19 protein-coding genes are annotated in these 25,561 nt (G+C 73.8%); 8 read left to right on the forward strand and 11 right to left on the reverse strand.

From position 1 onward, the window contains the following. Nucleotides 1-5 precede the first annotated feature (5 nt). Nucleotides 6-992, forward strand: a complete 987-nt coding sequence (locus ACSRUE_RS28585; RefSeq protein ID WP_441286364.1) for a hypothetical protein — start codon at nt 6-8, stop codon at nt 990-992. Beyond that, nucleotides 989-2,821, forward strand: coding sequence for an ArnT family glycosyltransferase (locus ACSRUE_RS28590; protein ID WP_441286365.1), 1,833 nt, complete (start codon nt 989-991; stop codon nt 2,819-2,821). The genes ACSRUE_RS28585 and ACSRUE_RS28590 overlap by 4 nt, the downstream gene beginning before the upstream one ends. 6 nt (nt 2,822-2,827) lie before the next feature. Here the strand turns inward: ACSRUE_RS28590 and ACSRUE_RS28595 are convergent, their stop codons facing one another. From ACSRUE_RS28595 to ACSRUE_RS28610, 4 genes are all read right to left on the reverse strand, one after another. Then, on the reverse strand, nt 2,828-4,312 hold the full coding sequence (locus ACSRUE_RS28595) for a hypothetical protein (RefSeq protein ID WP_441286366.1): 1,485 nt from the start codon (nt 4,310-4,312) through the stop codon (nt 2,828-2,830). Nucleotides 4,313-4,376: 64 nt separating this feature from the next. Beyond that, on the reverse strand, nt 4,377-4,592 hold the full coding sequence (locus ACSRUE_RS28600; RefSeq protein WP_012236492.1) for a hypothetical protein: 216 nt from the start codon (nt 4,590-4,592) through the stop codon (nt 4,377-4,379). 118 nt (nt 4,593-4,710) lie between these two features. Beyond that, nucleotides 4,711-5,727: a tetratricopeptide repeat protein gene (locus ACSRUE_RS28605; RefSeq protein ID WP_441286367.1), complete on the reverse strand. Its 1,017-nt coding sequence runs from the start codon at nt 5,725-5,727 to the stop codon at nt 4,711-4,713. A gap of 163 nt (nt 5,728-5,890) precedes the next feature. Further along, nucleotides 5,891-6,343: a hypothetical protein gene (locus ACSRUE_RS28610; RefSeq protein WP_437767417.1), complete on the reverse strand. Its 453-nt coding sequence runs from the start codon at nt 6,341-6,343 to the stop codon at nt 5,891-5,893. Between the two features lie 182 nt (nt 6,344-6,525). Here ACSRUE_RS28610 and ACSRUE_RS28615 point away from each other — a divergent pair, with 182 nt between their 5' ends. After that, nucleotides 6,526-6,858, forward strand: coding sequence for a hypothetical protein (locus ACSRUE_RS28615; protein ID WP_437767418.1), 333 nt, complete (start codon nt 6,526-6,528; stop codon nt 6,856-6,858). Nucleotides 6,859-6,984: 126 nt separating this feature from the next. Here the strand turns inward: ACSRUE_RS28615 and moeB are convergent, their stop codons facing one another. Both moeB and ACSRUE_RS28625 read right to left on the reverse strand, forming a co-directional pair. Next, entirely contained in the window at nt 6,985-8,148 is a 1,164-nt protein-coding gene (gene moeB / locus ACSRUE_RS28620) for a molybdopterin-synthase adenylyltransferase MoeB (protein ID WP_441286368.1), read from the reverse strand. Between the two features lie 202 nt (nt 8,149-8,350). After that, entirely contained in the window at nt 8,351-9,901 is a 1,551-nt protein-coding gene (locus ACSRUE_RS28625; protein ID WP_441286369.1) for a hypothetical protein, read from the reverse strand. Nucleotides 9,902-9,998: 97 nt separating this feature from the next. Here ACSRUE_RS28625 and ACSRUE_RS28630 point away from each other — a divergent pair, with 97 nt between their 5' ends. Then, a complete protein-coding gene (locus ACSRUE_RS28630; protein WP_441286370.1) occupies nt 9,999-10,712 on the forward strand; it encodes a cob(I)yrinic acid a,c-diamide adenosyltransferase in 714 nt (237 codons plus the stop codon). Between the two features lie 19 nt (nt 10,713-10,731). Here the strand turns inward: ACSRUE_RS28630 and ACSRUE_RS28635 are convergent, their stop codons facing one another. From ACSRUE_RS28635 to ACSRUE_RS28645, 3 genes are all read right to left on the reverse strand, one after another. Next, complete coding sequence (locus ACSRUE_RS28635) at nt 10,732-11,529, reverse strand: CDP-alcohol phosphatidyltransferase family protein (protein WP_441286371.1); 798 nt, start codon at nt 11,527-11,529, stop codon at nt 10,732-10,734. 238 nt (nt 11,530-11,767) lie between these two features. Next, nucleotides 11,768-12,913 carry a hypothetical protein gene (locus ACSRUE_RS28640; protein ID WP_441286372.1) on the reverse strand — a complete coding sequence of 382 codons (1,146 nt, stop codon included), beginning with the start codon at nt 12,911-12,913 and terminating at the stop codon, nt 11,768-11,770. Between the two features lie 356 nt (nt 12,914-13,269). Then, on the reverse strand, nt 13,270-13,752 hold the full coding sequence (locus tag ACSRUE_RS28645) for a MarR family winged helix-turn-helix transcriptional regulator (protein WP_441286373.1): 483 nt from the start codon (nt 13,750-13,752) through the stop codon (nt 13,270-13,272). Nucleotides 13,753-14,029: 277 nt separating this feature from the next. Here ACSRUE_RS28645 and ACSRUE_RS28650 point away from each other — a divergent pair, with 277 nt between their 5' ends. Together ACSRUE_RS28650 and ACSRUE_RS28655 are read left to right on the forward strand one after the other, a co-directional pair. Continuing rightward, complete coding sequence (locus ACSRUE_RS28650) at nt 14,030-16,777, forward strand: transglycosylase SLT domain-containing protein (RefSeq protein ID WP_441286374.1); 2,748 nt, start codon at nt 14,030-14,032, stop codon at nt 16,775-16,777. A 197-nt stretch (nt 16,778-16,974) separates the two neighbouring features. Beyond that, complete coding sequence (locus ACSRUE_RS28655) at nt 16,975-18,348, forward strand: hypothetical protein (protein ID WP_441286375.1); 1,374 nt, start codon at nt 16,975-16,977, stop codon at nt 18,346-18,348. A 98-nt stretch (nt 18,349-18,446) separates the two neighbouring features. Here the strand turns inward: ACSRUE_RS28655 and ACSRUE_RS28660 are convergent, their stop codons facing one another. Continuing rightward, nucleotides 18,447-22,865, reverse strand: coding sequence for a protein kinase domain-containing protein (locus ACSRUE_RS28660; RefSeq protein WP_441286376.1), 4,419 nt, complete (start codon nt 22,863-22,865; stop codon nt 18,447-18,449). Nucleotides 22,866-23,123: 258 nt separating this feature from the next. On the opposite strand from ACSRUE_RS28660, the gene ACSRUE_RS28665 reads away from it, so the two are divergent. Together ACSRUE_RS28665 and ACSRUE_RS28670 are read left to right on the forward strand one after the other, a co-directional pair. Then, nucleotides 23,124-23,570, forward strand: a complete 447-nt coding sequence (locus ACSRUE_RS28665) for a response regulator (protein ID WP_012236479.1) — start codon at nt 23,124-23,126, stop codon at nt 23,568-23,570. A gap of 103 nt (nt 23,571-23,673) precedes the next feature. After that, nucleotides 23,674-24,444, forward strand: coding sequence for a carbon-nitrogen hydrolase family protein (locus tag ACSRUE_RS28670; protein WP_441286377.1), 771 nt, complete (start codon nt 23,674-23,676; stop codon nt 24,442-24,444). 130 nt (nt 24,445-24,574) lie between these two features. On the opposite strand, the gene ACSRUE_RS28675 is transcribed toward ACSRUE_RS28670, so the two are convergent. Further along, a complete protein-coding gene (locus tag ACSRUE_RS28675; RefSeq protein ID WP_441286378.1) occupies nt 24,575-25,516 on the reverse strand; it encodes a pyridoxal-phosphate dependent enzyme in 942 nt (313 codons plus the stop codon). Between the last annotated feature and the right edge of the window lie 45 nt (nt 25,517-25,561).

Here is a 25,561-nt window from a genome sequence, read left to right on the forward strand (position 1 = left end):
TCTCCGTGATCCCGGCGCAACCCCGCGAGACCCCCTCGCCCGCGGGCGAAGCGGCGAGCGCGCGCGGCCGGCGCCGCGCCCTCGGCCTGCTCGCCCTCCTCGGCCTGCCGGCGCTCGGCCTCGGAGAGCTCGTGGCGCACGTGTACTTCAGCGAAAGGGCTCCGGATTTCGACGCCTGGCGCGAGGTGGGGGCGCCCCTCGCGGCGATGAAGCAGCCGGGGGACCTCGTGGTCGTCGCGCCCGGGTGGGCCGATCCGGCCGCGCGCCGCGCGCTCGGGGACGAGCTGATGCCTTTGCGCGACGCCGCCCGGCCCGACGAGAGCCGCTACGCGGCCGCGGTCGAGATCAGCGTCCTCGGCCAGCGCGCCGAGGAGCTCGCGGGCTTCCGCGAGGAGGCGCGGCAGGAGCGCGGGCCCTTCGTGCTCCGGCGGCTCGTGAACCCGTCGCCGGCGCGCGTCGCCTACGATTTCGTCGACAACGTCGCGCCGGCGTCGGCCGACGTGCGCGTCACGGATCCTCCGGCCGCGTGCCGCTGGAACCCGCGCGCGCGGATCGTCGCCGGCGGGCTCGGCGGGAACCCGACGTTCCCCGCCGAGCGCTTCGAGTGCCCCGGCGGCCCGTTCTTCAACGTGGGCGTCACGGTGATCGCGGACGAGGAGTTCCGCCCTCGCCGGTGCATCTGGTCGCACCCGCCGAGGGACGGCGAGATCGTCACGCGCTTCCGCGGCGTCCCGCTCGGCTCGGTGATCCGAGGGCACGTGGGTATGTACTGGATCATCGAGCGGGAGCGGCGGGGCGCGCCGGTCACGCTGTCCGTGCGCGTGAACGGCGAGGCCGTGGGCGAGGCGACGCACGCCGACGGCGACGGGTGGGCGGCGTTCGAGTTCCCGCTCGGCGCCCACGCGGGCGCGGCCGAGGCCGAGGTGGAGTTCGCCGTGAGATCCGCCGACTACACCCACCGCCACACCTGCTTCGAGGCGGACACCCGATGAAGCGCCCGGCGCCCCTCGCGCCCGCCGACGGCCTGATCGCGCTCGCGCTCGCGGCGGCGTACGTCGCCCTGCTGCTCGCGACGGCGGGCGATCTCGGCTACGCGCGCGACGAGGGCTTCTACTTCTTCGCCGCGGACCGCTACGGAGCGTGGTTCCAGGCGCTCCTGGATTCGCCGCGCGGGGCGCTCGATCCGCGGAGCGTCGACGCCGCCTGGTCGGTGAACCACGAGCACCCCGGCCTCATCAAGTCGCTCTTCGCGCTCTCCAACCTCGTCCTGCAGAAGCGGCTCGGGCTCTTCGCCATGGAGGGCACGAGCTACAGGTTCCCCGCGATGGTCCTGTCGGGCCTGGGGGTGGCGCTCGTGTACCTCTGGGGCACACAGGCGCGCGATCGGCTCGCCGGCGCGTCCGCGGCCGCGCTCTTCGCGATGCTGCCGCGGTACTTCTACCAGGCGCACCTCGCGTGCTTCGACGCGCCGATCGTGACCGTCTGGGCCCTGTGCGCCTACGCCTACTGGCGCTCGCTGCGGGACGGCGGGGCGCTGTGGCCCGTGCTCACCGGGGTCGCCTTCGGCCTCGCGCTCGACACGAAGCACAACTCCTGGTTCCTGCCGATCGTCTGCGTCTCGCACGCCGTCGGCATGGAGCTCAGGGACCGGATCGCCCTGCGCGCGAGCGCGGCGAGGGCGGCGCCCGCGGCGTCGCCCGCGCGGCCCGGCGGCGCCCGGCGAGCTCTCGCCGCGCTCGCCGCGATGGCGGCGATCGGCCCGCTCGTCTTCTACGCGCTCTGGCCGTGGATCTGGCGCGACACGCTCCCGCGCCTCCGCGAGTACGCGTCGTTCCACCTGAACCACGAGTACTACAACATGGAGTTCCTCGGCCGGAACTACTGGACGCCTCCGATGCCGAGGGCCTACGCGCCCGTGATGACGGCGGCGACGGTCCCCTTCGTGACGCTGGGCCTCTTCGCGGCGGGGCTCTGCGCGGCAGCGCGCGAGCGCCTCCTGTACCCGCTCGCGTGCGCGGCGGCGCGGCTCGCCCCGGAAGGCGGGAGGCTCGCGCTCGCCGCGGAGCGGGCGCTCGCCACGCGGCTCCGTCCGCCCGCGGACGACCCCGGCGGCACGGCGCTCCTCTGGTTCCTCGCCATCGCCGCTGTGTACGGCGCCTGGCTCTCCCCGAGCACGCCGATCTTCGGCGGCACGAAGCACTGGATGACGGCCTACCCGTTCATCGCCCTGTTCGCCGGCGCCGCGTTCTCCGCCGCCGTGCGGCGCGCGCGCGCCGGTCTACGCGCGCTGCTGCTTTCCCGACGCGCGCGCGGCTCCCGCGCGCGGGCCGGCGCGAACACCGCGCGCGCGGCCGCGCTCGCGCGCGGCCCGCTGGTCCCGGCGCTGCTCGGGGCGGCGGTGGTCGCGGCGCCCATCGCCGAGACGCTGCACGCGCACCCGTGGGCGCTCTCGAGCTACACGCCGCTGGTCGGCGGCGCGCCCGGCGCGGCGAACCTCGGGCTGAACCGCACGTTCTGGGGGTACACCACGGGCGCTGTCGTCGCGTACCTCAACGAGCACGTCCCACCCCGAGGGACGGTGTACATCCACGACACCGCTGGCCCGGCGTGGGAGATGTTGCTGCGCGACGGGCGCCTGCGAGCGGACATCCGCGGCGTGGGGGCGGTCGCGGGCGCGGACTTCGCCCTCTACCACCACGAGAAGCACATGCTGGGGCAGGCGTACCAGGCGTGGGTCGCGTTCGGGACCACGAGCCCGGATCACATCGCCGGACCCGATGGCGTGCCGGTGATCCTGGTCTACCGTAACCGCGCCCGCTGAGCGCGATCAGCGCTTCTTCGCCGCCGCCTTCTTGGCGGGCGCCTTCGCCGCCTTCTTGGCAGGCGCCTTCGCTGCCTTCTTGGCGGGCGCCTTCGCCGCCTTCTTCACGGAGGCCGGCGCCGCGGCCTTCCCGGTCGCCGCCTTCTCCGCCGGCGCGCTCGCCTTCTTGGTCGCGGCCGCCGGCTTCTTCTTCGCGCCTCGGACCGCCGCGGCCCTGGGCTTGCTCGCCGCGGGCTGCTCCGTCGCCGGCTCGGCCGGCTTGCGGGGCCTCTCACGCGGAGCGGCCTTCTTCGAGGGCGCCTCCTCCTCGAGGTCCTCGTCCTCGTCGAGGTCCTCGTCCTCATCCTCGTCGAGGTCTCGGTCCTCGTCCTCGTCCTCGTCGAGGTCCTCGCCCTCGCTCTCCTCGTCGAGGTCCTCGCCCTCGCCCTCCTCGTCGAGGTCCTCGCCCTCGTCCTCCTCGTCGAGGTCCTCGCCCTCGTCCTCCTCGTCGAGGTCTTCGTCCTCCACCGCCACCGCGGCCGGAGCAGGCTCGCGGCGTAACGGCGGCGGGACGTCGTTGCGCAGGGGAGCGGCGGCCGGCTTCCGGGCAACGTCGAGCTCGTCGAGCGGGTCGCCGAGGACCACCGCGATCTCACGCTTGAAGTCGGTCATGTGGCTGTCGATCTCGAGCGCATCCTGCTCGGACAGCGGCGTGAGCTTGAGCTTGAGGACCCGGTCGCCCGCGAGCTCCCACGACGCGGCACAGCCGCCCTCGCGCAGCATCCTCGAGGCGATGGAGTCGATCCGCTGGCGCAGACCGCCGCGCGCCCCGGCCTCGATCTTGCGCTGCAGCTCGAAGCGGCGCTCCATCATCGGGAGCGTCACCACCTTCGCCTCGACGAGATCGGAGAGCTCGTCGGCCACCGCCTCCTCGATCTCGAGCCGCGCGTCGGGGTCGCTGCTCTCGAGCGAGAAGATCGCCTCGCGGAGCTCGGGATCGTAGCCCGTCAGCTTGCCGCCGGCGCTCTGGGCCGCGCGCGTCAGCGACTCGCGCAGCACCTGCGCCGGCGCGCGCTTGCCGACCGTCGAGGCGACGTACCCGAGCGTGTCCAGGCGCACGTGCACAGGGCCGTCGTCCTCGAGGCCGAGCTCGGGCCGCGGCCCGAGCAGCGCGTCGCGCATCACGCGGAAGACATCGCGCTTGATCACGTTGTCCTCGGTGAAGATGTCCTCGACGTGCTCGGACTCCATCAACGTGCTCGTGAGGCTCGCCACGAGCTCCTCGACCTGGTCGTCGATCTCGTCGGTGCCGAACGTGGTCGTGGGCTCTCCGTCGACGAGGGCCCACGGCTCGAGCCGAGGCGTGATGGTCGCGATGTCCGCAGCCATCTTGTCCTCCAGCTCGCGCGCGAGCGCCGTCGAGCCCCCCCTGGCCACGAGGATGTGCCCGTGCGCCTTCAACGCGTCAACGATGCTCGTGGAAAGTCGGCGGGAGAGATTGCGCTCGTTCACGAGGCGCGCAGCTTACACGGTTTGCGCGGCCTGGCGATATTTGAAGACCGCGGATCGGCCGTGCTCAGGGGTCGTTCTCGATCACCTTGATCAGCACGCCGCCGATGCGCGCCGGGATGACCGCGCGCGCCGCGTCGGCTCCTCCGGACCGGATGCTGACGCGGACGATGAAGCCGACCCCGTCCTCCCGCTCGACCCCGATGCCGACACACCACGGCTCGCCGCTGATCTTGGCCTTGAGCTCGTCCTTGGCCCGCCGGGCCGATCCCACGTCGCTCATCTCGTTCACCTCTCCTGAATGGGAGCGCGCAGCAGCAACCTCTCGCGCTCACTCGCTGGTTCCGACCGTCAAGACCTGCCACGTCGCGGGCGCGTCGGCGACGCCCGCGGCGCCCGCCTCAGAGGTGCCTGCGCGCGATCTCGGCCCACGTGCCGGTCGGCTCGATCTCGAGGTACCTGCGCCAGCACGGGCGCGCCTTCGTCGGATCGCCGATCTGCTCGTAGGCCATCGCGAGGTTGTAATAGGCGTCCGCGAAGCGCGGATCGCTCGCGATCGCGCCCTGGAAATAGCGGATGGCGTCGGCCGCCTGGCCGCGCTCGAGCATCACGTAGCCGAGGTTGTACTGCGCCTCCGGCTGGGACGCATCGAGATCGAGCGCCTTCATGTAGAGCGCCTCCGCCTGCTCCTCGGCGTTGCGCCGGAAGCAGATGTTGCCGAGGTTCGTGTAGGCGATGGCCAGCCACGGGTCGATCTCGAGCGCGCGACGGTAGAGCGCCTCGGCCTCGTCCATCGTCGCCGGATCCTCATCGAGCTGGCTGGCCTGCATGTAGAGCTCGTAGGCCGTGCGCGCGCGCTCCCGGCCCACCCTCGGGCGGAGCACCCGCACGACGTCGTCGCGCAGCTCCTTCACCTCGAAGTCGAGCACCATCTGCCCCGTGAGCGGCTCGAACGCGCCCGACGCGCCCCGGACCACGACCGCCTTGCCGTCGAAGGCGACGCGGAGCTCGGCGAGGGGGCGCGTCACCTTGGGGAGCGCGGTCCGGATGTTGTCGATCGCCCGCGCGACGTCGCGCAGGCGCACCTTGCGGGCGATCAGGTCGCGCGCGGCGCGCAGCGCGATCAGGTCCGAGAAGGTGTACGCGCGCCGCCCCCGCCGCCGGCCGCTCGGCGCCGCGATGCCGGCGCGATCGAGCGAGCGCAGTCGCCCGGGCGAGATGCCGAGCAGCCGCGCGACCTCGGTGCCGGTGAACATGTCGGTGACCGGCTCGCGCGCGCCCGGCGCAGGGAGCGGCGCCTCCATCGCGCCCGCCCGCGGCGCCGGCGGGGGCTGCGACACCCGCCCGCCACCAGGGCCGAACACGACGTGGATCACCTTGTCGGAATTTCCGGAGGCGGAACGGTCCTTCTTGCTCATCGCAGCGTCACCGGCTCCGCGCCGAGGATCGGCGGAGGCAGAGCGCGTCGTGGGGAGCGTACCCCGCCGCGCGCCGGAGTGCTCCCGTTCTCCACGTGGACACGCGCGTCAAGGGGGCACGGCCCGCGGTCGCGCTCTCGTCGGGAAGGTCCTTGCATCGCCATCACGCGCGCGCCGTCCTGCCCGTCGTTATCAACACGCGCGCCGTGACGTCCACGGTCAGCGCGAACGAGACCGCCGCGGCGTGCGGCGCGAAGCCGCAGCGGATCTCGGCCTGCATCGGCCCGAGCGGGCCCCCCGCGCGCGCGGCGGCTTCCCGGTGCGCCACGCGGAGCGCGCGCAGCCTGAGGTGAGGGTCGAGCGCGAGCGCCCGATCGAGCGGCGCCGCCAGCGGCGCGTCCGGCGGCAGCGCGAGGTGCAGGCTGGTCGACCCGTAGTAGACGAGCGCGCCCCCCTCGTCGCGGGTGCCGCCCTCGCTCAGCACGTCGGCGCCGTCGAACAGCGCGTGGAGGCGCCCCGTCGAGCAGGTCACGAGCTCGACGTGCCTCCGCTGGAGGAGCGGTGGACGCTGGACCTTCGCCAGACCGGGACCGGGTAGACGCTCGCTGCGCGACATGGCGATCGCGATCGTGGCACCGCTGCGCGCTGCGTCCCAAAAGCGCGCGGAGATTCGCACAAAGTTGCTGCGGCACCTGATTTCGTGCGGGACGCCGGGGCCGCGCGGCCGCGACGAATTTGGCCACGCGCGGCGCGCCTTGCCACGATGCGTGCCGCGCCGAAGGGCGCGAAGGAGCGAGCATGGACTACACCGGCATGGAGCGCCGCAAGCACCGGGTCTTCGTCACCCGCAACACGGAGTATCACGTCCGCGACGACATCTGCGTCGCGGTCCGCGATCGGGCCGCGCGCAAGTTCAGGTCAGCCCACCTCGCGCTGCACCTGAAGCTCCAGGGCGCGGTCCGGATCAACCCGAACGGCGTCGTGATCCCGGAGCCGCAGAACGCGCGCGTCGGCAGCCCCATCTATTTCACCCAGATGGATCAGGACGGGATGGAGCGTCAGATCGTGACGAGCCGCGTGGAGGCGATCGAGCGGCCCGAGAAGGCCACGGTGCTCCAGTACCCCTCGTGACACGGGGCGGAGCGCCCGGCCGCGCGGCGCGGGCGCTCGTCGTCGTGGACGGGGTCCTGGTCGCCGTCGCGCACGTCGCGCGGCGCGGGCGCTCGTCGTCGAGCGCGCCGCGCGTGGCGTGTCCGCTCAGCCGAGCGTGCAGAAGCCTTCGTAGTCGATGTAGCTCGTGATGGTCGGCGACTCGCCGCAGACGGGGCAGTTCTTGTCGCGGCGCAGCTTGAGCTCGCCGAACTTCATCCGCAGCGAGTCGTAGGTGAGGAGCCGGCCGATGAGGGGCGCCCCGATGCCGAGGATCAGCTTGATCGCCTCGGTCGCCTGGATCATGCCGACGGTCCCCGGCAGGATCCCGAGCACGCCCGCTTCCTGGCAGCTCGGCGCGAGGTGGGGGGGCGGCGGCTCGGGGTAGAGGCACCGGTAGCAGGGGCCGACGCCCGGCATGAACGTCGTCACCTGGCCCTCGAAGCGGAAGATCGAGCCGTGCACGACCGGCTTCTTCGTGAAGACCGAGGCGTCGTTCACGAGGTAGCGCGTCGGGAAATTGTCGCACCCGTCGACGATGATGTCGAACTGCTCGAAGATGCGGTCGACGTTGCCGCTGTCGACGCGCTCCTGGAACTTCACGACCTTCACGTCGGGGTTCAGGTCGCGGATCGCGATCTCGGCGCTGTCGACCTTGGGCTTGCCCACCCGCGAGGTCGCGTGGAGGATCTGCCGCTGGAGGTTCGAGTTGTCGACGACGTCGGCGTCGACGAGGCCGATCGTCCCCACGCCGGCGGCGGCCAGGTAGAGGGCCGCCGGGCTGCCGAGGCCGCCGGCGCCGAGCAGGAGCACCTTGGAGGCGAGCAGCTTGGCCTGCCCCGCCTCGCCGACCTCGGGCAGGAGCAGGTGCCGGGAGTACCGATCCCGCTGCGCGTCCGTGAGGTTGGGCGGCATCTCGACCGGGTAGGCCATGTCCTTCCAGCGGGAGAAGCCCGGGTTGGCGCTCTCCACGTTGGTGTAGCCGAGCTCCTGGAGCGTCTTCGCGGCGAGCGCCGAGCGCGTGCCGCCGGCGCAATAGGCCACGATGGGGGCCGACTTGTCCGGCAGCTTCTGCTCGACTTGGATCTCCAGAAAGCCTCGCGGGATCGAGATGGCGCCCGGGATGAAGCCGGCGCGGTACTCCTCCTTCTCACGCACATCCAGCAGCACCATCGGGACCTTGTCGTCGAGGCGGCGCTTGAGCTCAGTCAGCGAGAGCTCGCGGATGGACTTGCGGACGTCGGAGATGAGGTCGCTATAGGTCGTAGGCATCGTGGCTCCTCAGGGATGGAGAGACTTAGGTGCTCGGCGCTACGAGTCAACGACGGACGGACGGCGGTCGAGAATTGTGGCCACGCGGGCAGAGCGAGCGCCGCGCCTGTCGGCAGGGGCGCGGCGCGTCGGCTCGGTCTGCCGGCGCGGCGCAGCCAGCCGCCCGGCGGCGGCCGGAGGGCTGGGCTCCGCCAGGGCGGCGCTAGCGGCTGCGGGGCAAGAGATCGGGCCGCGATCGGAGCGAGGCGAGGGGCTCCTCCTTCTGCATGCCCCCCTCGCACTCGATGCGCGCGACGCGGCCCGCGGGCGGCACGTCGATGATCGTCGCCGGCTCGTTCTCCGACTTGCAGAGCGCGAGCACCTTGGTGCCCGGGGCGAGGCGCCCGCTGCGGAGCTGCTTGCGCGGCAGCTTGATCTCGGCGTCGTCGGCGAGCCGCCGGACGGTGATGTCGGCGCCCTGGACGTCGCTCACCACGCCGAGCTCGAGCGTCGACTGCTTCTCCCGGAGCGGGCCCCACACGCGCTCGCCCTTCAGCTGGTCGTCCGGCGGCAGCCAGTCGACGGTCGGCTCCTGGGCGAGGCGCGGCAGCGGCACCCACCCGATCGCGAGGTCGAACGCCGCCGTGATCACGGCCGTGCCGGGGTCGACCTCGGTCACCAGCGCGCGATCCCTGGTCTGGCCGATGACCCACACGGGCGTCGAGGGCAGGAGGCTGCGCGTGGGCTCGCCGTCGCTGTCCGACGCGGGCGAGACCGCGACGGTGCCGTGAGACCAGCGCTTTTCCGGCTTCTTCATGGGCTTCATCCGGACCTTTCGCGCCTCGACCCACGCCGCGAGGGCGGCGCGCTTCCGCGCGAGCAGCTCGGGCAGCGCGCCGCTCCCCGGCAGCTCGGCCGCGTCGGGCGCGAGCGCCTCCCAGCGCAGGAGCGCGATGGTGGCGTCGAGCTGCTCGAGCGTGGCTGTCGCGTCCTGGGTGCCGAGCGCCCTGCCGGCGAGCTCGGCCAGCCGTGGCGCCGCGGCCGCGCGGACCCGCCCGAGGATCGCGCGCCCTTGCTCCTCGGAGGTGTCTCCGCGCTTCACGGCGGCGTCGAGCTTCTCGACCACGCTCGCCCAGCGTCCGGCCGAGACGTCCGCCTCGACCTGGCCATAGAGGACCTCGGCGATGGTGGCGTCGAGCTCCGCGGTGAGCCGGTCCGTGGCGGCGTCGCCGAGGACCGCCCTCGTCGGCGGGGCCGCGAGGAACGCGCGCGCCTCCGCGAGCTTGCCGGCGATGGTCGCGTCGTCGACCTTCCTGCTCGCGCACGCCGCGGCCTGCGACGCCACGAGCCGCCGGACCTCGTGGGTGAACGCCTCGCTCTTCAGCTCGTCGATCCGCGCCGACAGCTTGTGGAACGCGGCCTCGCACTCCTTCTGGTCGAGCAGCTCGGCGGCGTCGTCGGCCCAGACCTTCGCCTCGCGCCTGTCGACCTTCTCGCGCAGCTCGCCGATCTGGTACCGGTGCGAGTCGACGCCGAGCCCGCTCGCCTTGTCGAGCAGCCCGCGGGCGTCGTCGTACCGCTTGTCGGACAGCGCGCGGCTCGCCTCGTCGACGCGGCGCTGGCTCTCCGCGATGCGCGCCATCTCCGCCGTGACGGCGGGCTTCGGCGCCGGTCGCGCGGCCGGCTCGGCGGCGCAGCCCGCCGCGACGGGGATCGCGGCGAGGACGAGAACGATGGAGACGGGACGACGGAGCAGTGGCCCTGCTGAGCGCATAGGGGCAGGACTCTTCCACTTCCCCCGGAGGATCGTCAACATCGCCTCCGGCGGCGTTTCTTGACCCTCGTGCGCTGCGGCCTTACGTGAGCTCCCCGTGAGCGACGACGATACGCGCGGGACGGGCGACCACGAGCCGGACGGCGGGGAGCGCGGCGGCGCGCGGGTCTTCAAGGAGCCGAAGATCACGATCAACCGCGTCTACACGCGGCAGGGGGACGGCGGGCTGACCCGGCTCGTCGGCGGGCAGCTCGTCCCGAAGGACGACGCGCGGATCGAGACCTACGGCACCGTCGACGAGCTCAACGCGCTCGTCGGCGCCGCGCGGCAGACGTTGATCGAGCTGCTCCCGGGGGCGCCGGGCGAGGGCGCCCAGCGCCTCGTGGAGCTCGGGCGCACGCTGCTCCGCGTCCAGCACGAGCTCTTCAACCTCGGGTCGATCCTCGCGACGCTCCCGGAGGACGTCCACCCGAAGCAGCCGCGCGTGACGCAGGCCGAGATCGATCTCCTCGAGGCCGAGATGGACCGCTGCCAGGCCGATCTGCCGTCGCTGCGCTCGTTCGTCCTCCCCGGCGGCTCGCGGCTCAACACGGACCTCCACGTGGCGCGGACGGTGTGCCGCCGGGCGGAGCGCTGCTGCGTGCGCCTCGCCCAGGCCGGCCACGCCGATCCGCACGCGGTCCGCTACCTGAACCGCCTGAGCGACGCGCTCTTCGTCTGGAGCCGCTGGGCGGCCGCGCTCCTCGGAACGCCGGAGCTCCTCTGGGAGCCCGACGCCTCGGCGAGCGGCGGCAAGGCGCCGCCCGCCTGACCGCGCCGCCCTGGCCGGCTCACAGCGGCGCGCTCGTGGCCTTGCCGCCGCGGAGCAGGCGCGGGTGCTCTCCATCGGAGCGCGCGGTCGTCCTCGGCTCGCGCAGCGCCGTCGCGTCGGCCGCCGCGAGGGCGGCGCGCGTGCGCTGCACGAGCCGCAGGCCCGCGGCGAGGCCGACGCCCGCCACGAGGGCGAGACAGGCGATCGTGATCGGGAAGGGGAGGGCGCCGGTCAGCCGCGTGGTCGGCACCGCCGGACCGAAGACGAGCGCCGCGACGAGGTAGGCGACCCGCTCGTGCCGGCGCATCAGCCCGTCGGGCAGCGAGATCTGGTAAGCGTCGGCCTTGGCGCGCGCGTAGCTCACGAGCGACGAGGCGACCATCGCGACGAGCGGGATCACGAGCGCCGCGGGGTGCGCTCGGTAGAAGACGGCGAGGCCGATGAGCGGCGCGGCGTCGGACAGGCGGTCGAGGCACGAGTCGAGCACCGCGCCGGCGCGCGACGCCGTGCCGCCTTCGCGCGCCACCATGCCGTCGAGCGCGTCGAGGACGGCGCTGGCGATGAGCAGCGCGGCGCCGGACCGGAAGCGGCCGGCCGCGAGCAGCGGCGCGCAGGCGAGCGACAGGCCGAGCGAGAGGTAGGTGAGCGCGTCCGGCGAGACGCCGAGGCGCACGAGCGCGCGCGCGGGGGCGTGGAACGACCAGTAGAAGGCCTCGACCACCGGCCTGGGGAGCAGCGCGCTCCCAGGCGAGGCGCCGAGCCGCGGCATCGCGGGTCGGCCGCGGCGCGCGACGCGCACGGCGTAGGCGCCGAGCACGGCTGTGCAGATTAGGATCGCAAAGGCGCAGGGGAGGACGGCCACGCCGAGGGCGGTTGCAGGGTTCGATCCGGGGCCGCGGCGGCGGCGCGGGCGCATCGCCGCGGGCGATCGGGCTGCGCCGCTGCGAGCGACGACCTCGCGCCGTCGCGGGCGGCCTGGCCGCGTCCCCGTGCGCGGGATGGATGATGGATGAGGTGAACGGCCGCGGAGGATCGCGCCGCGTGGGCGGGCGGAGCTAGGGGCAACGGGCGCGCGAGAGCCGGATGCCCTGGTCTTGCTCCGTGTAGGCGATACCGAGCTCCTGGCCTGTCCAGGCCAGCGCCGGGTACCGGGCGGTCGCGCCGCCGCTCGCCTCGATCTCGTCGCCCATGGGCTCGAGGTCCCGGCTCAGCAGCGTGACGAAGACGCCCGGGGGACCGTCGCGGAACTGGTAGTACGCGACGGCAAGGCCGTGCCCCGTCCACGCGAGCGCCGGCCAGTTGGCGCTGTCTTCGCCGCGCGAGACGATGGCCTCGGGCGACACCTCGTCCTGCGCGGAGATCCGGAGCCCGCGGATCTGCTCCGCGCCGCTGCGGGTGTCCTCCCAGACGAGGAAGGCGTCGTCTCCGCCGAGCACGACGCGCGGCACCTTCGCGTCGACGCCCTGGTGCGCGATCGGATCGAGCGGAGCGCTCTCCTGGCCCGGCCTGGCGAAGCCGAGCGCGTCGCCCTGGCTCCAGACCAGCGCGGTCCTCTCGCCGTCCGAAGCGACGGCCGGAAATTGCGCATGATCCAGCGGCATCGAGCTGCTCAGCGCGCCGCTGTCGAGGTGGCCGAGCCGCGATCCTCCCGCGTCCATCCACGCGATGAGCGTCCCGTCCTGGCTCGCCGCCGCGGTGGGCCAGGACTCGGCCGCTCCGCTCCTGGCCAGATCGAAGGCCGCGCCTTCGGCGACACCTTGCAGCGTCGCGCGGCGGCCGCGCACGACGCTGCCCGCGCCGTCCTGATCCTGCCAGAGGACGAGCAGGCCCTGCCCGTCGCGGTGGACGCTCGGGTGGCTGGAGACGCCCGGCCCGTCATCGATCACCTCCTCCCGCAGCTTGTTGCCCTCCGCGTCGACCGTGGCGAGGAGGATGTCGCCCTCGTCGGCCGCGCGCTCCTGCCACGCGATGGCGAAGCCCGCTCCGGTCCACGCGATCGAGGGCGTGACCCCGCGGCCGCTGCTCACCTTCAGGCCCGCGGCCGCGATCGTGCAGGCTGCGGCCTGGCTGCCCGTCCCGCCGCCCCCCGCCGCGTGCCCGCCGCCCCCCGACTCTGCTTTCCCGCCTCGCTCTCCGGAGCCGCAGCCCCATGACGCCGCGATGATCGCCGCGCTGATGGAGCCAAGAACCCAGTGCCTCATTGTTCCCCCGTCGTGGTGATGGGAGGCGCTCGGCGCGGCGCGCGCCGCGCGGAGATCGCGCCGAGTGCCTCGATTCACGGGTCCGGCGCGGCGACGTCCTCCGTCTCGGAGACGGCGAGGCGCGGATCGCCGCGCGGGACGACCGCCGTTTCTCTGTTCGATGTCCGGAGGGGCCGCGGGTCGCGGCCCGGCCCTGCGCTTCACGCAGATCACGCAGCGCGCGCCGAGCTTCGGGGAGCGAAGCGCCGTTCGCCCGGCGCGCTTCGGCGCAAGCGCCGCGCGCGCCTGCGGGCATTCTCCGATCGGCGCTGCCCTGACTGGATCGCGCGCCGCGCGCGCGGATCCGACCGGCGGCGCTACCCGCCGCCCTGCTGCGGTTGCAGCGCCTCGGCGACGGCCGCGAGCACGTCCTGCGCGGCGTCGAGCTTGCGTCGCGGCACCGACTTCAGCGCCTGTCGCACGGCCGCCTCCACCGTGCCGGTGCGGAGGCTGTCGAGCTCGCGCCCGCGCGCGGTGAGGCCCAGGAGCGCGCGGCGCCCGTCGTTCGGGTCGACCCGGCGCTCGATGATCCCGCGCTCTTGAAGCCGCTTCAGCACCCCCGTGAGGGTGCTCGGGTGCAGCTGCATGATCTCGGCGAGCCGCCCGGCGGAGATCCCCGGGTAGCGCCCGACGATGCGGATGACGAGCCGCTGCGGGCCCGTCACGCCCATCTTCGCCTCCATGCGCTTCGACGTCGACTGCAGGCCGTGATCGACGGCCCACAGGAGCTTCATGAAGTCGAGCACCTCGCCCAGCCGAGGGCTCTTCTCTGAAGGGGGTCCGGCTGGAGGCGAGCGCATCGCCGACGCGTGCTAGCTCGCCCGGGCGCGGGCGGCTAGTGCTGGTCGCAGCGAGGGCCGTCGGCCCCGGGCAGGCGCGGGGCGCGGCGCCGGGGCAGATCGCCGAGGAGTTCGCCGGGGAATTCACCGGGAAATTCGGGCGGGAACATCGCGGGAGGCCGCGGGCGCGCCGGGGCGCACCGGGAAGCGCGGCGATGTCGAGCAACCCACGGCGCCGCCGTTGTCTTCGCGCTTTGCCGTAGCGCTGGCGGGCGGTTTCGGAGCAAGATCCACGTCGATGAGCTGGGCACGGCGAGCCGCTCTGTGGACCGGGCTCGGCGCGTTGCTCTGCGTCTCGGGCGCGGCCGTCGGCCAGGCGCCATCGGTGCGCGCGTCCTTCTCGGCGGCGTACCGCGCCTTCCGTGATCCCAGCCTGCTCGATCGCGCGCCCGCCCTCGCGCCGACGGCCGACGCCTGCCCTCCGCCCGCCGGCGACGCGCCGCCCGCCCTCACGGCGCTCCTCGTGCACGAGTTCCAGCCCGCGGCGGACGAGGATCTCGAGGACCCCGACGGGGCGGTGCTGGCCACGCTGGCGATGCCGGACCTCGACGTGCCCCTCACGCGCCGCACGATGCGGTTCGTCCGCTTCTTCGCCCAGTCCGACGAGGGGCGCGCCCTCTTCCAGCGGCGCTTCCGGCGCGCCGGCGCGTACCGCGAGATCATCGAGCGCTCGCTCCGCGAGGCGGGCCTCCCGGAGGATCTGCTCTGGGTCGCGGCGATCGAGAGCGGCTTCGACCCGCGGGCGGTCTCGCCGGCCGGCGCGGCGGGGCTCTGGCAGTTCATGCCGAGGACGGGCGAGGCCTACGGCCTGGAGCAGTCCGAGTGGATCGACGCCCGCATGGGCATCACGCGGGCCACGGACGCCGCGACCGCGCACCTGCGCGACCTGTACGAGCGCTTCGGCCGCTGGGACCTCGCGCTGGCGGCGTACAACCTCGGCCACGAGGGGGTCCTCCGCGCGCTGTCGAAGGTCACGGCGGCGCGCGATCCCGAGGCCCGCGGGCCCGTCGGGCTCGCGGAGCTCTCGCAGGCCGGCGCCATTCCCAAGGAGACCGCGGACTACGTTCCGCAGATCATCGCCTTCGCGATCGTCGCGGCGAACCGCGGCCGCTTCGGGCTGGACCTGCCCGACGTCGCGCCTCTCCCGCCGCTCGACCTCGGCGAGGTCGCGGTGCCGCCGGGGACGCGGCTCCGCACGATCGCGCGCGCCGCGGGCATCTCGACGGCCGTGCTGCGCGAGCACAACCCCGAGCTCCTGCGCGACCGTGTCCCGCCCGGCCGTGTCGACCACCTGATCTCGCTGCCCGCCGATCGCGTCGCGCGCGCCATGGCCCTCTTCCCCGCCTACCTCGACCACGAGGAGCTCGACGAGGACGAGGGCGACGGCGCGAGCGCTGGGCTGCCGCGGCGCGCCGCGATCGGCGAGCTCGCGCTGGACGGCGCGTCGCTGCCGCCCCGCCCCGTGTCGCTCGGTCGGAACCGGCTCCCCCTCTTCACCCCGCCCGGCCAGGCGCCGGCGCCCATGCCGCTCCTCGGCAACCCGGAGGCGCTCGACGCGAGGCTCCCGATCGTGATGATCGGCGGCGGCGTCGGCTTTCGCCCTGCCTTCGAGGACGACCCGCTCGGCATCCGGAGCGGGCGCCTCGTCCCGGCGTCGCCCTTCGACGACGTCGGAGCCCCGAGCGCGCGCCGCGCCCTCAAGGGGCGCGAGGCGGCGATCGAGAAGCAGATCGGGCTCCTCGCGGGCCTCGGCCAGGAGCAGGTGCAGCGCTTCCGCCTCCCGAACGGCATCGCTGTCGACTTCCGGGAAGACCCCGCGGCGCCGCTCGTCTCGATCAGCGCGGCCGTCGCCGTCCCGGCGCGGCCCGCGGGCGACGCCGGCGCGGCGGGGCCCGCGCTCGCCAGCGAGGCGCGCGTCGCGATCACCGTGCCTCCGCGGGATCTCGACGTCGGCGTCGACCTGGTCGCCGCGCGGCTCAGGATGCTGCTCGGCGAGGCGAGCGACGCGCGCGTGGCCGAGCTCAGGCGGCAGGCCAGCGCGGCCTCGCGGCGCGCGCTCGAGCGGGCGCCGTACGGCCCCTCGTGGCTGGCGCTCGGGGACGCGCTGTTCCCCGCCGGCCACCCGCTGGAGGGCACCTTGATAGGGGCGCGCGGCGACGCGGGCGCGGCGAGCGAGCTCCTGCTCACCGAGTCGCTCCGGCGCGAGCGCGCCGCGGCCCAGGCGACGATCGCGCTCTCGGGCGACGTCTCTCGCGCGGCGGTCGAGCGGGCGCTCGCGCGCTCGCTCCAGCGCGCCGTCGAGGAGCCGGAGCGGCCCATCGGGCCGCATCCGCGCGAGGAGCGGATCGTCGTCGAGGACGCGGTGCCGGCGCCGCGGCTGCTCTATGGCTGGATCGCGCCGCCGGAGGGAAGCACGGACGAGGCGCCGCTCCGGGTGGCGATGGAGATCCTCGTCAGCCCGCGCGTCGCGCGGCTCGCGAAGGCCCTCGTGGCCGAGGGGCAGCTCGCGTCGGAGGTGACGGGGCGCCTGTCGCTCGGCGCGCAGGCGAGCGTCGCGGCGGTGGAGCTCACGCCCGCGCCGTCGCGCAGCGCCGCCGAGCTGGAGCAGCGCCTCGACGCCGAGCTCGCGTCGCTCGCGACGTCCGGGCCCACCTGGAAGGAGCTGGCCCTCGCGAAGGCCTTGCTCAAGCTGGATCTCGAGCGAGAGCTCACCCGCCGCGCGACGGTCGCGCCGCCGCCCGCGTCTCCTCGGCCGATCACCGATCTGCGGCTGCGGGCTGCGCTCGACCCAGGCAGCCTGCCGAGGCTGCTCCGCGCGCTCGAGGAGGTCGAGCCGGCCGATGTGCGCGCCGTGGTCGCGCGGACCTTCGGCCGAGAGCGTCGGGTGAGCGTCACGACCTGGCCACGTGGCGAAAGCGGCGGAAGCGCCGTGGCGGCCGGGGCCCCCTCGACGCTCCCGCCGCTCGCTCCACCGCAGCCGCCGTGAGGCCGCTGGCGCGTGTTCAATCGGCCGAGCGCGGGCGAGCGCGGCCGAGGGGGCCAGAACGTGGCCAGGCGCCGCTGAACACGCCGGCGTGTAACCGGCGTCACATGTTCAGCCCGCCGCGTGCCAGCCGGCATTTTTCATCTTGAACTTATGGACAGGTATGGACAGCTGGTAGCGATCGGAGATAGCACGGGAGAATGACGACCCCTGTGAAGCCGCTGATGGCTGCGGCACCGGCGAGCGAGCGTTCCGGCAATTTCCAGGACGGTGTCTATCGGCCCTCCCTCTCGTCGCCCGCGGAGGCGCAGGCGCTCCGGGGGACGCGAAGCGGCGTCGTGGAGCGCGCGACGCGGACCGCCGCGAGGACGCACTCCGGCGTGCGGTTCTCGGAGGTGTCCGAGCTGCCTTCGCTGCTCGAGCACGTGCCCGCGGTCATCGCGCTGGAGCGGCAGCCGGTGCTGCGCAACCTGCTCATCACCCAGTGCTATTACGAGATCTCCGCGGAGCTCGTGAAGCTGCTCGGCGGACGCAACGCCCACTGGTGCACCTTCGCGACGTGGGCCTCGAAGACCGCGGGGCGGTTCATCCGCAACGAGGAGGTGCCGGCGGTGCTCCGGCAGCTGATCCTCTCGGACGAGGACGAGCGGGAGGTGATCTCGCAGCGCGCGGGCGTCACGACGGGGCGCGGCAAGGGCGAGCCCCAGCGCTCGCCGCTCGTCAGCGGCGTCAACCTGCTCACGCCCTGGTGGGGTCATGGCCTCGATCTGATGGAGATCCCAGAGCGGATCTTGCGCGAGCTGAGCGCGGACATCGCCCTCGGCAACCTCAAGGTCTTCGAGGAGCTCGGACCCCTGTTCGTCCGCATGATCCACCTCTATCGAGAGTGCCCGCGGCCCGGCGACGCGCAGCTCGCCGCGCTGCTCGACGGGCTGCAGACAGGGCAGTCTCGGGAGGGCGGGCAGGGGCTGCTCCGCAGCGCCGTGGCGCGCTACCACGAGGCGATGCTCACGGAGGAGAAGGACAGGAAAGCGGAGCTGGTCCTCCTCGCCAACGCGCTCGTCGGGCTGCACGAGCAGGTGCGGCTCCAGCCGTACATCGCGCGGGCGCTCAACGCGCCCGTCCGCTGCGTGCGCGACTCGATCGGCGTCCCCGGACGGCTCCTGCCCGAGCCGCTGAGGTCCGTCATCCGGGAGCAGGCCGAGAAGGTGCAGGAGCTCTGGCGTCTGCTGGCCACGAAGGAAATGATGACCATGCGCCTGCCGGACGAGCTCCTCGATCTCGGCCACGACCTGCCCCCGCCGCCCGGCTTGCCGCTCCACTGCGCGGAGCTCGCGACCATCGAGGATCGCGAGCTCTTCGACCTCCTGAGCGAGTACAACGCGCACGACCAGACGACGCACGGCTGCGGCGCAGAGGACTGGGCGTCGCTGCCCGAGCGCATGGGCTACATCCTCGAGCTGTTCCGCTCACGGCAGTCGTGCACGCGGCTCCTCGAGCGGCCCTTCAGCCGCGAGCAGCACGCCGAGATCGTCGCCTGGCGGGTGCCGATGCCCATCCACGGCGAGCTCTAGCGCCGCGCTCCGGAGCTCCTGCGGCGTCTCCCGCGGTCGCCTCGCCGCCGGACGCGCCGCGCGCGCCGCTTCTTCTCTTCCAGCGCGCCGCGCTCCGCTCAGGGGCCGGCCGCGCGGCGCGCGGAGAGCTGCGCCAGAAGGCCGAGCGCGCCCTGACCCTCCGCGATCTCGCGCCCGCGCCGGAAGGCCGCCTCGGCCCGATCCCGCGCCTCCGCGGCCGTCGGCGCGCCGCGCACGAGGGCGATCTCGCCCTCGAGGCGGCAGAGCTCTGGCTCGAAGTAGCGTTCGTCGCTCTTCTCGACGAAGGCCAGCGTGTCGGCGAGCAGCGCGCTCGCCTCGTCGACGTTGCCCGCGCCGAGCTCCGCCTCGATGAGCGCTGACCGCCAGTAGGTGAGCGACACGCGGCTGCCGACGCCCGTCAGCATCGCCAGGCCTCCACGGATGCGCGCGGCGCCCTCGGCATACCGCGCGCGCGCCGCCTCGCCGGCCGGCCCCTCGGCCGCGCGCGCCGCCGTCGCCCAGCCGAGGTCGATCTGGCTGAGCGCGGCCCAGTGGGGCATGCCCACCTCCTCGGAGAGCTTGCCGAGCGCGTGTGCGTGCGCCTCCGCGCCCGCGAGATCGCCGAGCAGGCAGCACAGCACGGCCGCGAAGTGCTCGACGAAGCCGCGGCTCACGGGCTGGTTCAGCTCGTCGCACAGCGCGATCGCCTCGTCGACCGAGGCCCTGGCGCGCTCCGGCTCGCCGAGGTGGAACGCGATCCAGGCGAGGTGAGACAGGGAGAACGCCGCGGCGTCCTGGCCGAAGAGGAAGGCGAGCGGGAGGTGACGCGCGGGATCGTAGAGCGCGAGCACCTTGTTGAAGTGCTCGCGGGCCTTGCGGAGGTGCCCTCGGAGGAAGCGCGTCGCGCCGAGCGCCTGGTGGGCGCCCAGCGTGATGCCGGCGTCGCCCGTGCTCTCGGCGAGCGCGAGCAGCTGCTCGCCGTGCTGCTCCGCCAGCGCGTAGTCGCCGCGGACGTGGAAGAAGATCCAGAGCCCCCACAGCGCGGGGAAGAGCTGCGGCGAGGAGCCCGCCTCGCGGCAGAGCGCGTGCGCGCGCGCATACGTCGCCTCGACCTCCGGGGCGGCGTAGCCGCGCGTGATCATCAGCGGGACGCCGAGCGTGGTCTGCAGCGTGATCTCGTCGCGCGTCCGCTCGCTGGTCTCCGGGAGCTGCTTCAGGAGCTCCAGCCCGCGGCTGAGCTGGCTGATCGCCTCGGCGTGCGCGGACGAGAACAGCGAGGCCTCGCCCGCGCGCTGCCACGCCGCGACGGCGGGGCCGATCAGCGCGGCCTCGGTGTAGTGCCGCGCGAGCAGCTCGGGCGGCGTGTCCGTGGAGCGCTCGGCGAGGACGGCGGCGATGCGCGCGTGGTACACCTGCCGGGTGCTGCGGAGCAGCGACTGGTAGGCGGCGTCCTGCACCAGCGCGTGCTTGAACGTGTACGTCGAGCGCGGGGGGCGCCCCCGCTGGAAGAGCAGCTCGGCGTCGACGAGCTGCGCGAGCGCCTCGCGCAGCGACTCGGGGCTCGACGCCATGAGCAGCGGCTCCGCGCCCGCGCTGCCCGCCGCGCACAGCTCGAGCGCCTCGTAGCCGAACGATCGGCCGAACACCGCGGCGAGCTGCGCGACCTCCTTGGCAGGGCCCAAGCGATCGAGGCGCGACATCAGCGAGTGCTGGAGGGTGGTCGGGATCTCGGGCGCGCCCACCGCCTGGCGCGCGGCGCTCGGCGCGCCGGTCGACTCCTCTGCGGCGGCCTGCGCGGCGGCCGACTCGACCACCATGCGCGTGAGCTCCTCGGCGAACAGCGGGACGCCATCGCTGCGCTCCGCGAGCGTCCGGATCACCTCGTCTGGCAGCGACGCCTTCATGCCCGGCGCGCCGCTCGTCGCGTACTTGCCGGCCAGCTGCTGGACGAGCGCCCGCATCCGCTCGGCGCTGAGCGGGGCGAGGTAGATCTGGGTGAAGTGCGAACGCACCGGCCACGGCGGCGCGAACGTCGGGCGCGCGGTCAGGAGCAGGAGCAGCGGAGACGGCCGCCCCTCGTCGATGAGCCGGCCGAGCAGCTCCAGGGTCGACGGGTCGGCCCAGTGCAGGTCCTCGGCCGTGAGCACGAGCGGCTGCCGATCGGCGAGCCCGAGGAAGAGCTGCAGGAGCGAGGAGATGGTCTCCTGCCGCTGGCGCTGCGGGGTGAGCGCCGGCATGGGGTGGCGTCCCTCGGTCGGGATCGACAGCAGCGCGGCGAGCAGCGGCACGGCGAGCGGCCCCGCCTCCGCCTCGGCGAGCAGCTTCTCCAGCCGCGCGAGCCGGTCTTCGCGCGGCTCGATCCCCGCGCCGCGCTCCGTCGGCGGCGCGGCGCCGCTCAGCGTGCTCGCGCGCTCGCGATCGCCCGCGAGCAGCGCGTTGAGCAGCTCGATCACCGGATAGAAGGCGCTGTTCTGGAGCTGCGGCGAGCAGCGCGCCTCGAGCCACAGGTGCGGCGTCCCGGCCAGCCGGTCGCGGAACGCGCGCACGCTCCGCGACTTGCCGATCCCCGCCTCGCCCGTCATCAGCACGACCTGCCCCGCGCCCCCCGCGGCCCGCGTCCACCGGGTCGCGATCTCGTCGAGCTCGCTGTCTCTCCCGACGAGCGGCGTGAGCCCGTGCTGCATCCTCGCGTCCAGCCGGTCCCGCGCGGTCGTGCGCCCGTGCACCGCGAAGACCTCGATCGGCTGGCGCGCCTCCTTCGGGCTGATCTCGCCGAGCGCGTCCACGTGGTAATAGCCCTCGACGAGCTTCAGCGTCGCGCGGCTCACGAGCACCGTGCCCGGCTCCGCGTGGGCCTTCAGCTGCGTCGCGGCGTTCAAGGTCGGGCCTGCGAGCGATGGCGCGGCGTCGCTGTCCGCCACGACGACGATCCCGGTGTGCACGCCGACCTGCACGGACAGCGGCACGGACACGAGCTCGCGCGCGTTCAGGCGGGACATGTGCTCGACCAGATCGAGCGCCGCCTGCACGGCGCGGAGGGCGTCGTCCTCCCGCGCGACGGGGTGGCCGAAATACGCGATCGTCTCTTCGCCCGGGGAGCGGAGGAACACCCCCTCTTGCGCCCCGATCACCTGAGCGCACACCGCCTGGTACATCTGGACGAGCTCGTGGAACGCCTCGCTGTCGACCGTGTCCGCGATGCGCTCGGCGCCGGCGAGCCCGCAGACAAGCACGGTGAGCTGGCGGCGCTCGCCGCGGCCGGTGGTGGACACCGGCCGCGTCCCGGGCGCGACGCTGGGGCGGGACGTGAAGCTCGTCGTCGGCGCCGTCGGCGGGCTCCCCGAGGCGCCGAGGTGGATCGACGCGTTGCGGATCGGCCTCGCCGGCGCCGCGGCGGGCGCGACATTGCGGCCTGGGATCGCGAGCGTCGGCGCGGCGCCGAGCCGCTCGTCCTGCCGCTGCTGCTCGGGGGATTTGCGCACCGTGCCCGGCGGCTGCTCGGAGGGCACGAGCTGGGTCTCCTGCTCGGCTTCGAGCTGCCGCGCCGGTCGCGTGGCGATCGCCCGCTGCTCCAGGGCGCCACCGCGCTCCTTCAGCGAGGCGGCGTGCCCAGGATCGGACGGCAGCGGCCACGGGATCCCCGACACGTCGCACTCCTCCAGCAGCTCGTAGGCGTCGCGGGCGGACCGGAAGCGGTGCGCCGGCGACTTGGCGGTCGCTTGCTCGAGCAGCGCGCCGAGGGGGTGGCCGCGGAGGGCGCGGGGGATCGGCACCGGCTCGGGGCTCAGCTGCCGGAAGATGACCTCGGCGATCGTCGCCTCGTGCATCACGGGCGCGCCGATCAGGCACTCGAGAAAGGTGAGCCCCCATGCATAGATGTCCGCCGCTGTGGTCGGGGTGGACTGCACGAGCTGCTCCGGGGCCATGTAGGCCGGGGTCCCGTTGAACTCCCCGGTGGGGGTGAGCGCGCGGTAGTCGGCGGAGCGGGCCTCGCCGATGAGCGCGGCGATGCCGAAATCCAGCACCTTGGCGTGCGTTCGTTTGCCCGACCCGGCGACCATGATGTTGTGCGGCTTGAGGTCGCGGTGAACGACGCCGCGCTCGTGGGCGAAGCCGATGGCGTCGAGCACCTGCAGCATCAGCCGCTTCGCCTCGTTCGGCTCGACCCCCCTCGTGCGCTGGCAGCGCGCGGTCAGCGTCTCGCCGTCGACGTACTCGAGCGCCAGGTAGAGCTCGCCCTCGGGCAGGCGCCCGGCGTCGAGCAGGCGAACGATGTTCGGGTGGCTCAGCTGGGCGATGACCTGCATCTCCCGCTCGAAGCGCGCTTCCTGGGAGCTCGACTCGCGCGAGCGCCGCAGCACCTCGGGCCGAAGCAGCTTGAGCGCCACGCGCTGGGTGGTCACGATCTGGCGCGCATCGTAGACGACGCTATGGCCGCCGCTCCCGAGGTGGCCGAGCACCTGATACCGGCCGTCCACGAGCGCGCCGACTTCGAGCAATCCATCGCGAGCGGGCATCCCCTGATCTCTTACCGCCGAACGCCGCCGGAGTGGATCGTGAACGCCGCTGCCGGCCCAGGTTGATCGCTCGCGGCGCCTCGAGGCCCGCTGAAGCGACGCGAGACAGGGCGCCGGGGCGAAGCGGCGCCCACATCTGCCGGCCTTCCCGCTGTGCCGCGCGCCTGGCTGCCCTTCGCTGAGCGTGATGCAGGCAACCAGATCGCCTCGGCTTGAGCGCGTGGTGCAGGAGAACGAGGTCTGATACCCTCGCGCTTGATGGGCAATGCCCCGCACTCCGGCAGCATGCCGCCACCTTCGAGTGGTCGGGGCCAAGGAGCCCTCCTTTACGCCGTCGACGATGAGGAGCTCAACCTGGACCTCATGGATCGGGCGCTCCGCTCCGGCTACCAGGTCCGCACCTTCGGGGACCCTCGCCGCGCGCTGGCGGCCGCCGTGAAGGAGCCGCCCGCCGTGGTCGTCGCCGACTACCGGATGCCTCATTTCAGCGGGCTCGCGCTGCTGCGCGAGCTGCGCCGGCAGGGGCTGAGCTACGTCCCGGTGCTGGTCTGCGCCCCGACGGACGTCGAGCAGATCCAGAAGATCTCCCGGGAGAGCGCGGCTTTCCGGATCATCACGAAGCCCTGGATCGCCTCGGATCTTCGCCGCCAGGTCGACCTGGCGGTGAGCCTCCACCAGCTCCAGGTCGCGCGGAACCACCGCTGAGCCGAAGGCGCCCCGTGGCTTCGCCGTGCGCCGTTCGGGGCGATGCGAACGGATCGCCCGCGGGCGGCGCGGGAGCGTGCTCGCGGCGCGGGGGCGTCCGGTGGTGTCCTTGAGCGATCGCTCCCTCGACGTGGTCGCGCTCGAGCTGCCGCAGCGCTTCGGCGACCGAGCGGGCGCGCTTGCCGAGATCGACGGCCTCCTCGGCTCGCCAGCGCTCGCGGGGGCAGACCTGGTGCTGCTGTCCGAGCTCATCCTCACGGGCTATGTCTCCCCGCGGGGCGACAGCGATCTGCGCCGCTTCGCGGAGCCGATCGACGGGGAGTCGGCGGAGCGGCTCGCCGGGCTCGCGCGAAGGCACGGGATCGCGCTGGCCGGCCCCCTCGTCGAGGCGAGCGGGGGCCGCATTTACAACAGCTTGCTCGTCTTCGACGGCGACGGACGGCGCGTGGGCCATTACCGCAAGCGTCATCCGTGGTTCCCGGAGCGCTGGGCGGCGCCGGGGGATCTCGGGACGCCGGTCCTCGAGCTGCGCGGCGTCAAGATCACCGTCGCGATCTGCTTCGATGTTCACTTCCTCTCCGAGGACGCGGGCGATGCGCTCGATGAGGCCGATCTGCTGCTCTTCCCCACGGCGTGGGTCGACTCGCCCGGGGAAGGGGACATGCGCGCCGATCTCCTGCCCGTGCTCGCCCGGCGCCATCGCATCGCGATCGTGAACGCCAACTGGGGGCCCTCCCGCCCTGCGCTCGACGGCCAGGGGGGCTCGCGCATCCTCGACGCGCAAGGGCGATCGGTCGCTGCGGCGCCGCCCGGCCCGGGGCCGAGCGCTGTACGCGCCGCCTTGCGCTTCGCGCGAGAGCGGCGCGGCACGTGAGCGAGGGCGCGGGGAGCGCCAGCGCGCCCTCGCGGGTAGGATCGAGCGCTCGATCGCGCTCGGGTGAAGGTCGAGCTTCCCCGCGCGCGCGCGGCGAGGCCGGGCGCCGGCGTGGCTCCCGCGATCGCGCTCAGGTGAACGGGAGCCGGGTCAAATCGACGTTGCCTCCGCTCACGATGACGCCGATCCGCGCCCCTTGGACCAAGCGCCGCAGGACCGCCGCCACCGGGACGGCCGCGCTCGGCTCGATGACGAGCTTCATCCGCTCCCAGACGACGCGCATCGCTTTGACGATGTCGTCTTCGCTCACGGTGACGATCTCGACCCCGCGCTCGCGCAGGACCGCGAAGGTGAGCTCGCCCAGCGAAGCGCGGAGGCCGTCGGCGATCGTGACCGGGTCGTTCGAGGGGACGATCCTCCCTTCGCGCATCGATCGCGCCGCGTCGTCCGCGGCCTCGGGCTCGGCGCCGATCGTGCGCGCGCGCGACAGCGCGCCGGTGGCGATGGCGCTCCCGGAGAGCAGCCCGCCGCCGCCCACGGGCGCGACCACGGCGTCGAGATCGTCCACCTGGGCCGCGAGCTCCAGCGCGGCCGTGCCCTGGCCGGCGATGATGCGCGGGTCGTTGTAAGGATGGACGAAGATCGCGCCCGTCTCGGAGAGCACGCGGGCGATCGTCTCCTCGCGCGAGCGGAGCGTGGGGGCGCAGCTCACGACCCGGGCGCCGTAGCCCTCCACGGCGGCGCGCTTCACGGCGGGCGCGGTCTCGGGCATGACGACGTACGCGGCCGCGCCGCGGATGCGGGCCGCGAGCGCGAGCGCGGCGGCGTGGTTGCCCGAGGAGTGGGTCGCGACGCCGCGCCGCGCCTCCTCGTCCGAGAGGGACAGGACCGCGTTGCACGCGCCGCGGAATTTGAACGCCCCGACCCGCTGCAGGTTCTCGCACTTGAAGAAGACGCGCGCCCCCGCGATGCCGTCGATCGTGCGGCTGGTCATGACGGGCGTCACGTGGGCGTGGGGCGCGATGCGCGCGGCGGCGCCGCGGATGTCCTCGACGGTAGGCGAACGGCTCATGGGGCGCTCATCGGAGCGCGCTCCCGGCCCGGCGTCCACCGCGAG

Origin of the sequence: Sorangium sp. KYC3313 (genome assembly GCF_052075895.1) — a bacterium.
In the GTDB taxonomy this organism is placed as follows: domain Bacteria; phylum Myxococcota_A; class Polyangia; order Polyangiales; family Polyangiaceae; genus Sorangium; species Sorangium cellulosum_B.